Below are 12,598 nucleotides of genomic sequence, written 5' to 3' on the forward strand. Positions count from 1 at the left end.
AGCGTGAATCCGGTTTTTGCCCGTCATGAAACCTTTCACCCTCGGTTTGGCTGGCTGAAAAAGGGTTTTGATAAAGCTAAGGAAGATCCTGGGGTATTTCTAGTCGAGGATGCACCGGTGCGTCTCGGGGTGGGAAAAAATATGGTGCGATCGATTCGCTACTGGTGCAAGGTGTTTAAGCTGTTGGCAGACGATCGCCCCACGGAATTCGGCTACAACCTTTTAGAAGATGATGGCTGGGATCCGTTTTTGGAGGATCCGGCATCCTTGTGGTTGCTGCACTGGAATTTGCTCAAACCCACCTGCGACGCGGCAGCATGGCATTACACCTTTAATCAGTTTCGGCGGGTGGAATTTTCCCAAAATGATTTGTTCTTGGCGGTGTCCGACTATGGACAAACCCTGAAAAAGAATATTGCGGAATCTTCAATTAATAAGGATGTGAGCTGCATTCTTCGGATGTATGTCAAACAGCGATCGCAGACGAAAGTCAGTGAAGATTCAATTGACCAAACGCGCTTATACGAAGCGTTTGGCATCAGAAGTCCCGAAACCAAACTGCGGGAAGACTTGCGAGTCCGTGCCAGTTATATTGGCGGTCAATCTCTGGAACGCCGCCTGACCAGTTTTGCTCAGGCGGCGGCGGATGAGAGTAAGAGCGATAAGCAGTGGTTAGAAGCACTGGTGATGATAGTTGCCGATAAACCTGGCGAATCCTGGACCGATGAAGATGCCACCGGGTTCGAGATTAAACTCAGCGACATCGCCAGACGGTTCAAGAACCTGGAAGCCTTGCAGAAAGAAGTGGCTGCCAAAGGAGAGGGATTTGATGCGCGCCGGATTACCGTCACCCGTCCCGACGGCGAAGAAACCCACCTCATGGTCTGAGTTGAGCGCGAATCCGAAGGGAAAATCGAGGCGTTAGTTGAAGAAATATTGCAAAACTCGATTTTGCGAGATAATCCTCAACTCCAGCAAGCCTTTGTTGCTAAACTAACCGAAAGAGTTTTGGGAGCAACATCCCTGGAGAATATTGCTCAAATGCAGAAAACCCGTCACCATCGGAACAATGAGCGTGCGTAAGGCAAAGCATCTGCTTTTATCTTCTAAAAGCCGTGGCAATTAATAACAAAAAACACGAGATTTTCCATGAATCTAACGAAAATTTCAAATATTGAAAATCATCCCTTGGTGCTGCATATTCATCCGGCAATAGAGCTAACCCCAGAGCAATTTTTTGAAATTTGTCAACTCAATCGAGACTTACGCCTCGAACGGACGGCAACAGGAGAATTAGTGATTATGCCCCCGACTGGCAGCGAAACGGGTGGACGAAATTTTAGACTGGTCGGTCAGCTTTATAACTGGACTGAACAAGACGAGACAGGAATTGGGTTTGATTCGAGTACGGGTTTTACCTTACCGAATGGAGCGCAAATTTCTCCCGATGCTGCTTGGGTGAAGTGGGAACGATGGAACGCCCTTACACCAGAACAACAGGAAAAATTTGCGCCCATTGCTCCTGATTTTGTGGTGGAACTGCGATCGCTATCTGACCCATTAAAACTACTCCAAGACAAAATGCAACAGTACCTCGATAATGGAGTGCAACTTGGATGGCTGATAGACCGCAAACAACGTCGAGTTTACATCTATCGTCCTGTAAATGCCGTAGAATGCCTCAATAATCCGGCTACGGTTACCGGCGATCCAATCTTGCCCGGGTTTGTTCTGGATTTAAGCAAAATTTGGTAAAAAACCGCTCTAACAACTTGCTAGAGTAGGGCAATCGGGGCGAAGTCGGGCACAATTAGAAGAGGTCGGTCACAAAATCATGCCACAGCTTCTAGGTCGTTGCTACAGTTCCGTTTATCCCTTGTAATTATATGACCTCACTTCCTCCCTGTGAAACGCTAGATATTTCTGCCGTTGGTAAATTTTTCCAAAATACAACAAATTCCTACAAATACTTACTGTTTTTATCCTTGTTAAAAATTATAAATTCAAGAAAATTTGAAGTGTCATGCCCGATTGAGTTTCGAGAATTAACCATTGAAATGCTGGTGAATGCGTGGTATCCTTATGCTTATTATAAATTATCTTTAGGTTCCCAAGACACCATTGGGGAACAGTTAGAGGCGATCGGGTTAGGGAGAAGCCGACTCTCGGCAACATTGCCCAAGATAAATCCAACAGAAATTCGGAAAACTATTGCAACTAAGGCATTAGAAGAACAGATTAAAACGCTGATGAGATTTGTTCCGTATCGTCTCATCCGACCCTTTTTTGAATCGGAATTAAGAGAAAAAAAGGATGTAAAGATAAATCCGTTAATTGTAGAACTAGCACAAGCCGAATTTGAAAGTCGAAAACCACTTTACTGGATCGATACGGACGGCAAAGCTATTTTCGTACATCCAGAATGGGCTAATTATATAAACCTCCACTACAATACCCTAAAAAATTGGACATTTTGGGAATGGGTGGATTATATGCAGCGTCGCAATCCGAAAATTTCCGATGTAGGGAGTAAATTATTGCCGCCACAGACGGAATAGTCATTACCCACTACCCAGGAAGGAGGTCGCGATATGAAACCGATTAGATATAGTCCAGATGTGGATGCTTTGCTGATTGAACTATCAGACGCACCCATTGCCTATGCTGAAGATGAAGGCTCGCTGATCGTTCACTATTCTCCTAGTGGAGAGGTAGTGACAATCGGGGTTTTAGATGTCAAAGAATTTATTGCCAAAGACTCCATGATTGAAGTTAGTTTCGAGACTTGACGTTTAGCTTGATGTCAAAATTTTAAATGCGTGAGTTCAATGTAATCATTCCCGATTCCTTGTACCAACAAGTGGCAGAATTGGTAGAACAAGAAAGTATCTGTCTTGACCAATGGGTTGCGATCGCCCTTTCGGCTCAAGTTTCCGCTTGGATGACTCAAGATTATGTGGTGGAGCGAGCAAAACGGGGGAATTGGGAACAATTTAAACAGGTTTTGATGAAGGTTCCCGATGTAGAACCGGAGGAATTTGATAAGCTGTAGTTGTCAGATTGCTGAAGTTGCGATCGCGGACTCTAGGGAGTATAAGGCAGACCTCTAGAAAGGCGATCGCAGCTTTCCCCATTCACCAAGAGAGAAACAAAGGACAAAGGACAAAGGACAAACCCATGACTTTTTCAATTACCCTCGAACCCGTTCCCTTAGAATTGCATCCTGATGGAGTGGTGCGCGTTGGCGGAACGCGAGTCACGCTAGATACGGTTGTTGCTGCTTTTAACCAAGGCGCAACGGCAGAGGAAATCACCTCTCAATATCCGTCGTTACAACTCGCTGATGTGTATAGCGCGATCGCTTTTTACTTACGGCGACAGGAGGAGGTTGAGCAGTATTTGCAGCAACGACAACACCATGCCCAAGAAATTCGTCACCAAAATGAGCATCGATTTGACCCCGAAGGAGTGCGCGATCGCTTGTTAGCGCGTCGGAGGTGATAGTCACGGATGCTAAAATTTGTTGCTGATGAAAATTTCAATAACAATATTGTTCGGGGTTTATTGCGTAGGCAACCCGATCTGGATATTGTCCGAATTCAAGATATAGGTTTATCTGGGGCAGACGATCCAACCGTTTTAGAATGGGCAGCACAAGAAGAGCGAATATTACTAACCCATGATGTCGCAACTATTACGCTATATGCCTATCAACGAATTCAAGCAGAGCAACGAATGCCTGGAGTTTTTGAAGTTAGCCCAACTTTGGGAATAGGTCGTGCTATTGAAGACATTTTGTTACTAGCCGAATTAAGTTTAGACAACGAATGGGAAGGGCAAATTCGTTACCTCCCCTTGTAACATCAACAGATTTTGATGAAACTGCCCGATTTAAAACCGGAGGAATTTGATAAGCTGCAGTTGTAGATTGCTGAAGTTGCGATCGCCCACTCTAGGACGGATCAGGCAGACTTCTAGAAAGGCGATCGCAAGACTCCCCTCCAAATTTGCTATAATCGAGGCACTATTTTCTTAGAAGTTCTCCAATGTCTATCATTCCCATTGAAGTTCCCGACGAACTTTGAGCACAACTGACACAAATGGACTCTCGCCTTTCATTCCTGTCAATCTAAACCGGAGGCGATCACTTTGACTGCGGAGAAAAGTATAGAACTAAGTCAACACGCCCTACTAAAAATTGAAGTCTTAGCAACTCACGGAATTACGATTGCTCCCGAAATAATTATAGAGACAATCCGATCGCCAGACAAAGTAGAGTTTAGCGGAGGAGAAAAATACATCGCTCAAAAAAGATTAAATGAGACTTTAGTTCTCAGAGTCGTCTACAGAGAATATGCCGATCGCATTTTAGTCATTACCCACTACCCAGGAAGGAGGTCGCGATATGAAACGGATTAGATATAGTCCAGATGTGGATGCTTTGCTGATTGAACTATCAGACGAACCCATTGCCTATGCTGAAGATGAAGGCTCCCTAATTATTCACTATTCTCCCAGTGGAGAGGTGGTGACAATCGAGGTTTTAGATGTCCAAGAATTTGTTGCCAAAGGCTCCCCGATTGAAGTCGGTTTCGAGACTTGACGTTTAGCTTCATGTCCAAACTTTAAATGCGTGAGTTAAATGTAAACATTCCCGATTTTTTGTACAACCAGGTGACAGAATTGCCAGGGAGAGAAAATATCTCCCTTGACCAATTAGTTGCGATCGCCCTTTCGGCTCAAGTTTCCGCTTGGATGACTCAAGATTATTTAGTAGAGCGAGCAAAACGGGGGAGTTGGGAACAATTTCAAGAGGTTTTAATGAAAGTACCCGATGTAGAACCGGAGGAACTTGATAAGCTGTAGTTTTAGATTGCTGAAGTTGCGATCGCGGACTCTTAGGAGTATAAGGCAGACCTCTAGAAAGGCGATCGCCGGTTTTCCGTTTCTCTGATAAAATATTAACCCCCCTTTAAAATATGACCCTAAAAGAACTAGAACCCCAACTCCTAGCCTTAACGCCAGAAGAAAAAGCCCAAGCGATTCAACTTCTCGCCCAAAGTTTAAGTAACACTTGGAAAGGGATTGAAAAAAACCCCGGAGTTTGTGGCGGCGATGCTAGAATCGCCAATACGCGCATCCCCCTTTGGTCTCTCGTCAACTATCGTCGATTAGGCGCGTCTGATGGTCGTATTTTACAGGATTTTCCTCAACTCAGTGCCGAAGATTTAGTCAATGCTTGGAACTATTCCCAGGCACACCCAGAGGAAATGGAAGCGGCAATTCAAAGAAATGAGGAAGACTGAAACAGGGCGCGTCTTGATGCCGATGAAAATTTCCCTCTTCCTATTGTCGAATTCCTGCGTTTAGCGGGTCACGATGTCCTCCCAGGGCACGATTCTATTCCTGGATGAGTCACAATCACTTTCACCCTGATATAATAATGAATAAACCAAAAATGGAGAGACTCCATGAGCATTGTTCAGACCATTGTGAAAAAATTGGAAAATTTACCTCTTGAAAAACAGCAGGAAGTGCTTAACTTTGTAGAATTATTACACTTAAACAGTGGAGCCGATACAGATGTCTCTGAAGAAGATGAAACTCCGGAATCAGTTCTCACCAAAGCGGCACAATTTATTGGCTGTCTGGAAGGTCCTGCGGATCTCTCAACCAACAAAAATTATCTGGAGGGATACGGCAGGTCATGAGACGGCGAATCATCCTTGATACGGGGCCATTGGCTGCATTACTTAATAAACGCGATACTTGGCATGAGTGGGTAAAACAGGAGTTGGCTCAAGTTAAACCGCCTTTATTGACTTGTGAATCGGTAATTTCAGAGGCTTGTTTTCTTTTAAAAAACCTCCATAACGGTCAAGAGTCAGTTATTTTTTTACTGAATAACGGCACGATTCAAATCCCTTTTCGCTTGAATGAAGAAGCGGCTTCCATACAAGAACTGTCGAGGCGATACCAGTCGATACCGATGTCTCTTGCAGATGCTTGTATTGTTCGGATGGCTGAGTTATATCCTGACAGTGTGGTGTTAACGCTCGACAGCGATTTTACGATTTACCGCAAAAACAGAAATCAAGAAATTCCTGTCATTATGCCTCCCAGCTAGTCCTGACTGTGTGTAGGGAGTGTTCGCAGGAAAGTTCCTCTTCTATTTCTCTTAATGTATTGGATGAGTATGAACCATTGAACATCTAATTATTATCCTGAAAGCTGGCAATCTTCATGATTTAACCCGGGTAAATGAGTGAACAATATATCAGCGCATCACTTCGCCGTTTGATGGTGCAATAGTTCAGACTTGATTTGATGGATATCCGATGACTGACTCTTATCCCATCTATCTCGACTACCATGCTACCACTCCAGTTGACCCGAGAGTGGCCGAGAAAATGCTGCATTATATGACGACAGAATTCGGTAATGCCAGCAGTATCGACCATTGTTATGGCGATCGCGCTCAAAAAGCAGTTTCTCAAGCAGCAACTCAGGTGGCAGAATTAATCGGCGCATCTCGCAAAGAAATCGTTTTCACCTCCGGCGCAACGGAAAGCATTAATCTGGCCATTCAAGGGACCATTTTCGCCCATACCCCCGCTACAGGTAAACCACGAATTGCCGTTTCTCCCGTAGAACATAAGGCAGTATTAGATACCTGCAATGCTTTGGCAAAAAAAGGGCTTGCCGAACTCGTTTACCTGCGGATAGACTCCCAAGGGAGACTGGATTTAGATGAGTTGCAACAAGTCTGTGCCACTGGGGTTGCTTTGCTTTGCGTTATGGCAGCTAATAACGAAATTGGCACGATTTATCCCGTTGAAACGATTGGCAATCTTACTAAAACTTATAATATCCCCTTTCTTTGTGACGCTTCTCAAGCGATAGGAAAGATTCCCATCAAGTTTCAGGAATGGGGAATAACTTATTTGACGATTTCCGCCCATAAATTGTATGGTCCGAAAGGAGTCGGCGCGTTAGTGATGCGCCAAGGCTATCGTCTGGAACCGATTTTATTTGGCGGGGGACATCAGCAGGGAATTCGTTCGGGGACCTTGAATGTTCCGGGAATTGTGGGGTTAGGTGAAGCCTGTCGGTTGCGGCAATTAGAAATGGCGGAAGATGAGCGGAAAATTGCAGCATTGCGGGATAAGTTGCAAGGGTTGCTACTTAAAGAAATTCCCGGTTTAGTGATTAATGGGGATATGAGCGATCGCCTATCGGGAAATTTGCATATTTCGGTTCCGGATATTCCGAACAGTGCAGTAATTTCTCGGGTGCGCGATCGCCTCGCCATCTCGACAGGTGCCGCTTGCTCCTCCGGCGTAGAAACCCCCTCTCACGTTTTGCAAGGGTTAGGGTTATCTTCCCAGGTCATTGATGGCGCATTGCGAATTGGTATCGGTAAATTTACCACCGAGTCAGATATCGATCGCGCGGCTGAAATTCTAGGGAGTGAAGTCCGTGCCATTCGGGCGCTGATGGAAGCCTAAACCTTTAGAATAGCCTTCTAAACTGAAAAGGAAAAAAACTACAGTTTTTAACTGCAACTCGCTATCACTTGTAGGAGGGAAAACTGCTCTGTGCTGTGAAAATCAGCTCCAATTTTTATGAACTCTTGAAACATCTGGGGTTGCTAACTCACGGGAGCTTAATTCGTGAGTTAGCGACAGATTAGTTCAACCCGTTACGGTTTGATAACTCATGATTTTAATCACGGGACCTGTTTCGGGCAAACTACCCGTACTCAGTTCAATCGAATTGGCATTGACCTGTTCGACCACCCGATTATCCAGAACCGATAAAAACTCATCCACCTCAACTAAATCGCAAACTTGAGCATCCGCTGCGGTGGTGCGATAGTGCATGGGAATCACCACCTTGGGATTCAATTTGACCATCGCTTCCTTGGCTTCCGAAGGGGTATAAGCTTTTGGACCTCCCCCTACGGGCAGTAACAGCAAATCGGGGCGTCCCATGAGGATTTGCTGTTCTGAATTAATCGGTGCCGCTGCGCCGCCGAGGTGGAGGATTTTCACTCCTGCTTGGGTCCAACTCCAGGCGACATTGATGCCGAAGCGTCGTCCGCCATAGCGATCGTGGTCGGTGCGAATTCCTTGGATTTGCTTGTTGCGAAACTGGTAGGACCCGGGTTCAAACAATAATCGGGGTTCTCCTGGCAGTCCTTCGGTATTTCCTTCGTCCAATAACCGGGAACTAATTAAGACTAAATCTGCGGAAACCAACGGGGGGGGATATCCTGCGGTACATCCGACAGTCCGGAAGGGATTGACGAGGACCCGCTGGCCTTCCCCTTCAAATAAAAAGCAAGTATGGCCTAACCATTGCACAGAGAGGGAAGTGTTGGCAGAATTGGGGGGCGTTTGAGCTGCCCAATGTTGCCATGCCGAAGGAAGTGTGGTGGCAATCCCTGCCAAAGCTGCTACTTTCCCATAATGGAAAAACTGTCGCCGATTAATCATGATCGAAATCGCTACCAACAGCGGAATTTAAAGGTCAACGGTCGAGGATGAAAGGTTGGATTATACGGGGGATTTCAACTGATTAAGAAAGTTTTTCAGCAGTTGTTTTCCCGGGGTGGTGAGGATGCTTTCGGGGTGAAATTGCACGCCTTCTAGGGTGGGATACTTCCGATGTCGCACGCCCATGATTGTGCCATCTTCAACCCACGCGGTAATTTCGAGTTCAGGAGGACAGGTGTCTCGGTCAATGACGAGACTATGATACCGCGTGGCGGTAAAGGGATTCTCTAGGTTTTGAAAGACGCCAACTCCGTTGTGATGAACTTCGGAGGTCTTGCCGTGCATCAGTTCCGGTGCGCCGACGATTTGACCGCCAAAGACTTGGCCGATACATTGATGGCCGAGGCAAACGCCGAGAATGGGCAGGGTGGGGGCTAGTTCGGTAATTAACTCCAGGGAAATGCCTGCATCTTCTGGGCGTCCGGGTCCGGGGGAGATGACGATCGCATCCGGTCCTAATTTACGAATTTGGTCGATGGTGATTTGGTCATTCCGGTAAACGCGGATATCTGAGGCGATCGCCGTTTCTTTGCCCAGTTCTCCGAGATACTGGACGAGGTTGTAAGTAAAACTATCGTAGTTATCGATAACGACAATCAAGATAAAGACTCCTGTTTAGGCGAACAATCATTATAATAATGGGGGATTTTAGAGTTTAGAGTTTAAAGCTTAAAGTTAGCAGTTTAGGCCCATCCTGTTAAATTAATCTCTGGACATTCTCTGATACAATAAGAGGTTTTTGAACCCGAGTTGAGCGGGTCAGATTCAGGAGATTGAAAGGGATGCCGGTTGAGGGCCAGGGGATTCGGGGGAGGGGTGGATGAGTTCCACCCTTCCCGATCGCGATTGAGACTTGTAGCCTTGGCAATTCATAACCCGAGGAGTTTAGGCGGGGACCGTACAGGGTGTAAACGGAACCGGGGACTGTCTCCACTTGGGAGGGTAAAGATGCTGAGTTAACGAATATTTTGCACCCAGGTGAATAAGGGGGGTAACAGCAGGCATCCAGCCACGGCGATCGCCACGATCGCCGAGATTAAAACCGCACCGGCGGCACAGTCTTTAGCGATTTTAGCCAAGTCGTGATAACTTTGCTGAACGGTTAAATCCACTACAGATTCTAAAGCAGTATTTAGGAGTTCCATTGTTAAAACGGCCCCAATTGTTAACGTAATGATGGAAATTTCTACAAAGCCGACTTGTAAAAAAATCCCCAAGGCGATCGCCACCGAACCGATGACGACATGAATCCGAAAGTTGCGTTGGGTTTGAAAGGCGTAGTTGATTCCCGTTGCCGCATATTTAAAACTAATGAATAAGTTAGTAGCAACCTGCCAGGACAAATCACGATTGAATCGGGTAGGCTGATGCGATGATCGCTTGGGTGGTGGGGTCGATCCCTCGGAAGACATAGGCAGGACAGTAGACAAATTTAAGGGTGGGGCAACGGATTGAGTCGGTTGGCCGGTTATTTCCGAACGGTCTATTTTCATAGCAGGTATTGCTTCCGTGCGCTAGTTTGTTCAGATACTGACCCCATACTACAACCTCACTTGAGGAGAAGTTGTGTTGTCTGTATCCTTACAAGGCAAGACCCACGGCGGCGAGTAAGGTTTCTTGTTGACCTAGCATCCGAGTCAAACTCTCTTCATCCGGATGATCCCACCCCAAGAGATGAAGGAGTCCGTGAGCCGCTAACCAAGCGAGTTCTACGGTGACGGAATGCTCCTGCTGTTGGGCTTGTCGAGCTGCTGTGTCCACGGAAATAATAATGTCCCCTAAATACAGAGGAATCTCTGCGGGGATAGACTCTATCTGTGGATACTCTACCTCTAAAGCGGCAAAGGATAACACATCGGTGGGTTTATCTTGATGGCGATATTGGGCATTGAGTTGTTGGATTTCCCCATCGTCACTCAGGCGGATGCTCAGTTCATAGCCGATCGCCGCTGGGAGTTCGCTTTCAAGCTGTTGCAACCAAGTTTGGAACCACTGGTCCCAGGTTTCCTCGGCGATCGCCTCAAACTGCACTCTCCCCGGGACATCAGATTCCCAATAGGCATTTTGCACACTCAGATCAAGCGGAATCGTTTGACACTGCACTCTATTTTTTGTCCTCTGCATCAACGGGTTAGATACGCCAATCCCACCAGCAGCCCCAACAATCCTGCCGTGGTGAGGAAGAAGTGCTTCAAAGAGGTCCCCCGCTTGCGAACCATATTTCGCATCGCCAGTTTCACATAGCTATCTTGGGGGCTTTTTGGGGCTTCACCGGGATCAGATTCAGTCAAGGGGGCCGTTTCAGGTTCGGGCCGATCGGACAACTCAGAGGGGGTGGATGGGTGACTCATCGCAGTTAATAAAATTATGAGTTCTGAACAAAATTGATAGGATTTTTTTCAATTCTACCACTTTTTGGGGGTTGAATTCTCTAAGCTTTAAAAAAATCGGACAGAATTTACCCTTACCCTGAAGTCACTCCGATGAGGACAACAGTCCCCGTAGCAATCCTATCCGCTTACGTCGGGAAAATTTTATCAATCCTGGAGGATAAAGTCAGTCAAAATCAAAAAAAAGCCTATTAAAAATTCAGAAAATTGAAACCTGTCTTCTGAATTTTTAATAGGTTGGACTCCGGGAAAATCAATCACTCTTGATTTTTACAGAGAATTGCTATCCCCCAGTTGAGTTTCCTGACGAAGATAGGCTTCGATGAAGGCGTCAAATTCGCCATTCATAATATCGGTAATATTGGTCGTTTCCACGCCAGTGCGGAGGTCTTTGACCATTTGATAAGGGTGAAAGACATAATTGCGAATCTGGTTCCCCCAGGCGGCTTCTACCATATCCCCCCGGATTTCGGCAATTTCTTGGGCGCGTTGCTCTTGAGCGATTACGAGCAATCTGGCTTTGAGTAAAGCGAGGGCCTTTTCTTTGTTTTGAAGTTGCGATCGCTCCTGGGTACAGCGCACCGCGAGTCCTGTTGGCAAATGCACCACCCGCACGGCAGTTTCCACTTTATTCACGTTTTGACCGCCTTTCCCCCCGGAACGGGAGGTCGTGATTTCTAAATCTTTCTCGGGAATCTCTAACTTCACCGATTCATCCAACATCGGCATGACTTCGACTCCGGCAAAGCTGGTTTGCCGCTTGCCGTTGGCATTAAAGGGCGAAATTCTCACCAGTCGGTGGGTTCCTTTTTCGCCTTTCAAGTAACCATAGGCATAACGTCCCTCAATTTCCAGGGTGGCTGACTTAATCCCTGCTTCGTCGCCCTCGGAGATTTCGCTACATTGAACTTTATACCCGTGACTTTCGCCCCAGCGGGTGTACATTCGCACTAACATTTCTGTCCAATCTTGGGCGTCGGTGCCACCGGCACCGGCATTGATGCTCAAAACCGCACCGCTTTTGTCGTAGGGTCCACAGAGCAATTGTTCTAATTCCCAGCGATCCAGTTCTTCGTCGAGTTGGGTGAGGGTGGATTCCGCTTCTTGACAAAGTGCCTCATCCGGTTCCATTTCCAGCAGTTCTAAGATGGCCTTGGTATCTTCTAGGCTATTTTTCCACTGATGATATTGATCTAAATGAGATTTGAGGTCGTTGAGTTCTTGCAGGGTAGAAGAGGCAGTGCTCTGGTCCTCCCAAAACTCGGGTTGAGCGGCTAATTGCTCTAAGTCGTGGATTTTGGCAGTGAGGGCGGGAATGTCAAAGATAGTCCTGGGTTTTACCCAGGCGATCGTACAACTGTTCAACTTCCCGTTTGATTTCTAAAACTTCCATGTTGGCTGTCGCGGATTTCCTTTCTCAATCAAGCAGATAACTAATTGTTATTGTAGCGAAACTTGACCCAAGCAGACTGTTTTCCTTGGGGTGAGGATGCCCCGTACTCCACCCTTACAAAAGTAGCTTTTTTACGCTCATAGTGATTTGCTCTACTTCCGGTCCCCTCCCCTGTGTCTTGGCTATGCGTTACTCGCATCTTTCTTAACAATTGATGAGCGTTCGCTCACCCCTTATGCGTCCCTCGTTACCTCTTG

General features: G+C 46.5%; 21 protein-coding genes. 15 read left to right on the forward strand and 6 right to left on the reverse strand.

Annotated features, from left to right (window positions below; genetic code table 11):
- The first annotated feature begins 3 nt into the window (after positions 1 to 3).
- The 15 genes from NG792_RS22725 to NG792_RS22795 all read left to right on the forward strand — a co-directional run bounded on the left by NG792_RS22725 (position 4) and on the right by NG792_RS22795 (position 7,508).
- Positions 4 to 888, forward strand: a complete 885-nt coding sequence (locus NG792_RS22725) for a DUF4007 family protein (protein ID WP_261236893.1) — start codon at positions 4 to 6, stop codon at positions 886 to 888.
- 48 nt (positions 889 to 936) lie between these two features.
- Complete coding sequence (locus NG792_RS22730; RefSeq protein ID WP_261236894.1) at positions 937 to 1,083, forward strand: hypothetical protein; 147 nt, start codon at positions 937 to 939, stop codon at positions 1,081 to 1,083.
- A 66-nt stretch (positions 1,084 to 1,149) separates the two neighbouring features.
- Positions 1,150 to 1,755: a Uma2 family endonuclease gene (locus tag NG792_RS22735; protein WP_261236895.1), complete on the forward strand. Its 606-nt coding sequence runs from the start codon at positions 1,150 to 1,152 to the stop codon at positions 1,753 to 1,755.
- A 131-nt stretch (positions 1,756 to 1,886) separates the two neighbouring features.
- Entirely contained in the window at positions 1,887 to 2,558 is a 672-nt protein-coding gene (locus NG792_RS22740) for a hypothetical protein (protein WP_261236896.1), read from the forward strand.
- Positions 2,559 to 2,591: 33 nt separating this feature from the next.
- Positions 2,592 to 2,789, forward strand: a complete 198-nt coding sequence (locus tag NG792_RS22745; RefSeq protein WP_261236897.1) for a DUF2283 domain-containing protein — start codon at positions 2,592 to 2,594, stop codon at positions 2,787 to 2,789.
- A gap of 26 nt (positions 2,790 to 2,815) precedes the next feature.
- Positions 2,816 to 3,052 (forward strand): hypothetical protein, encoded by a 237-nt coding sequence (locus NG792_RS22750; protein ID WP_261236898.1) that lies wholly within the window; start codon positions 2,816 to 2,818, stop codon positions 3,050 to 3,052.
- A gap of 125 nt (positions 3,053 to 3,177) precedes the next feature.
- Complete coding sequence (locus tag NG792_RS22755) at positions 3,178 to 3,501, forward strand: DUF433 domain-containing protein (protein WP_261236899.1); 324 nt, start codon at positions 3,178 to 3,180, stop codon at positions 3,499 to 3,501.
- Positions 3,502 to 3,510: 9 nt separating this feature from the next.
- Positions 3,511 to 3,861: a DUF5615 family PIN-like protein gene (locus tag NG792_RS22760; RefSeq protein ID WP_261197874.1), complete on the forward strand. Its 351-nt coding sequence runs from the start codon at positions 3,511 to 3,513 to the stop codon at positions 3,859 to 3,861.
- Positions 3,862 to 4,149: 288 nt separating this feature from the next.
- Positions 4,150 to 4,419 (forward strand): DUF4258 domain-containing protein, encoded by a 270-nt coding sequence (locus NG792_RS22765; protein WP_261236900.1) that lies wholly within the window; start codon positions 4,150 to 4,152, stop codon positions 4,417 to 4,419.
- Positions 4,406 to 4,603 carry a DUF2283 domain-containing protein gene (locus tag NG792_RS22770; RefSeq protein ID WP_261236901.1) on the forward strand — a complete coding sequence of 66 codons (198 nt, stop codon included), beginning with the start codon at positions 4,406 to 4,408 and terminating at the stop codon, positions 4,601 to 4,603. The genes NG792_RS22765 and NG792_RS22770 overlap by 14 nt, the downstream gene beginning before the upstream one ends.
- A gap of 26 nt (positions 4,604 to 4,629) precedes the next feature.
- Positions 4,630 to 4,866, forward strand: coding sequence for a hypothetical protein (locus tag NG792_RS22775; RefSeq protein WP_261236902.1), 237 nt, complete (start codon positions 4,630 to 4,632; stop codon positions 4,864 to 4,866).
- 113 nt (positions 4,867 to 4,979) lie between these two features.
- A complete protein-coding gene (locus NG792_RS22780) occupies positions 4,980 to 5,306 on the forward strand; it encodes a DUF433 domain-containing protein (RefSeq protein ID WP_261236903.1) in 327 nt (108 codons plus the stop codon).
- A 165-nt stretch (positions 5,307 to 5,471) separates the two neighbouring features.
- Positions 5,472 to 5,711: a DUF2281 domain-containing protein gene (locus tag NG792_RS22785; protein WP_261197879.1), complete on the forward strand. Its 240-nt coding sequence runs from the start codon at positions 5,472 to 5,474 to the stop codon at positions 5,709 to 5,711.
- Entirely contained in the window at positions 5,708 to 6,127 is a 420-nt protein-coding gene (locus NG792_RS22790) for a type II toxin-antitoxin system VapC family toxin (RefSeq protein WP_261197880.1), read from the forward strand. Before NG792_RS22785 ends, NG792_RS22790 begins: the two co-directional genes overlap by 4 nt.
- A 211-nt stretch (positions 6,128 to 6,338) precedes the next feature.
- Positions 6,339 to 7,508, forward strand: a complete 1,170-nt coding sequence (locus NG792_RS22795) for a cysteine desulfurase family protein (protein ID WP_261236904.1) — start codon at positions 6,339 to 6,341, stop codon at positions 7,506 to 7,508.
- 186 nt (positions 7,509 to 7,694) lie between these two features.
- Here NG792_RS22795 and NG792_RS22800 read toward each other — a convergent pair whose 3' ends face one another.
- The 6 genes from NG792_RS22800 to prfB form a co-directional block, all read right to left on the reverse strand.
- Positions 7,695 to 8,495 carry an MBL fold metallo-hydrolase gene (locus tag NG792_RS22800; RefSeq protein ID WP_435387606.1) on the reverse strand — a complete coding sequence of 267 codons (801 nt, stop codon included), beginning with the start codon at positions 8,493 to 8,495 and terminating at the stop codon, positions 7,695 to 7,697.
- A 63-nt stretch (positions 8,496 to 8,558) separates the two neighbouring features.
- Positions 8,559 to 9,158, reverse strand: a complete 600-nt coding sequence (locus tag NG792_RS22805; protein ID WP_261236906.1) for an anthranilate synthase component II — start codon at positions 9,156 to 9,158, stop codon at positions 8,559 to 8,561.
- A gap of 356 nt (positions 9,159 to 9,514) precedes the next feature.
- The gene (locus tag NG792_RS22810; RefSeq protein ID WP_261236907.1) at positions 9,515 to 10,051 is read right to left on the reverse strand and encodes a diacylglycerol kinase family protein; all 537 of its coding nucleotides are present in this window, start codon (positions 10,049 to 10,051) and stop codon (positions 9,515 to 9,517) included.
- An 88-nt stretch (positions 10,052 to 10,139) separates the two neighbouring features.
- Positions 10,140 to 10,661 carry an rRNA maturation RNase YbeY gene (ybeY, locus tag NG792_RS22815; protein WP_261236908.1) on the reverse strand — a complete coding sequence of 174 codons (522 nt, stop codon included), beginning with the start codon at positions 10,659 to 10,661 and terminating at the stop codon, positions 10,140 to 10,142.
- 20 nt (positions 10,662 to 10,681) lie between these two features.
- Positions 10,682 to 10,909, reverse strand: coding sequence for a DUF3285 domain-containing protein (locus NG792_RS22820; protein WP_261236909.1), 228 nt, complete (start codon positions 10,907 to 10,909; stop codon positions 10,682 to 10,684).
- A gap of 309 nt (positions 10,910 to 11,218) precedes the next feature.
- Positions 11,219 to 12,341 (reverse strand): peptide chain release factor 2 gene (prfB, locus tag NG792_RS22825; RefSeq protein ID WP_261236910.1). Its coding sequence is split into 2 segments (ribosomal slippage): positions 11,219 to 12,268 and positions 12,270 to 12,341, totalling 1,122 coding nucleotides; the frame shifts between segments, so codons are not numbered across the junction.
- Positions 12,342 to 12,598 lie beyond the last annotated feature (257 nt).

This window comes from Laspinema olomoucense D3b, assembly GCF_025370785.1.
GTDB lineage: Bacteria > Cyanobacteriota > Cyanobacteriia > Cyanobacteriales > Laspinemataceae > Laspinema > Laspinema olomoucense.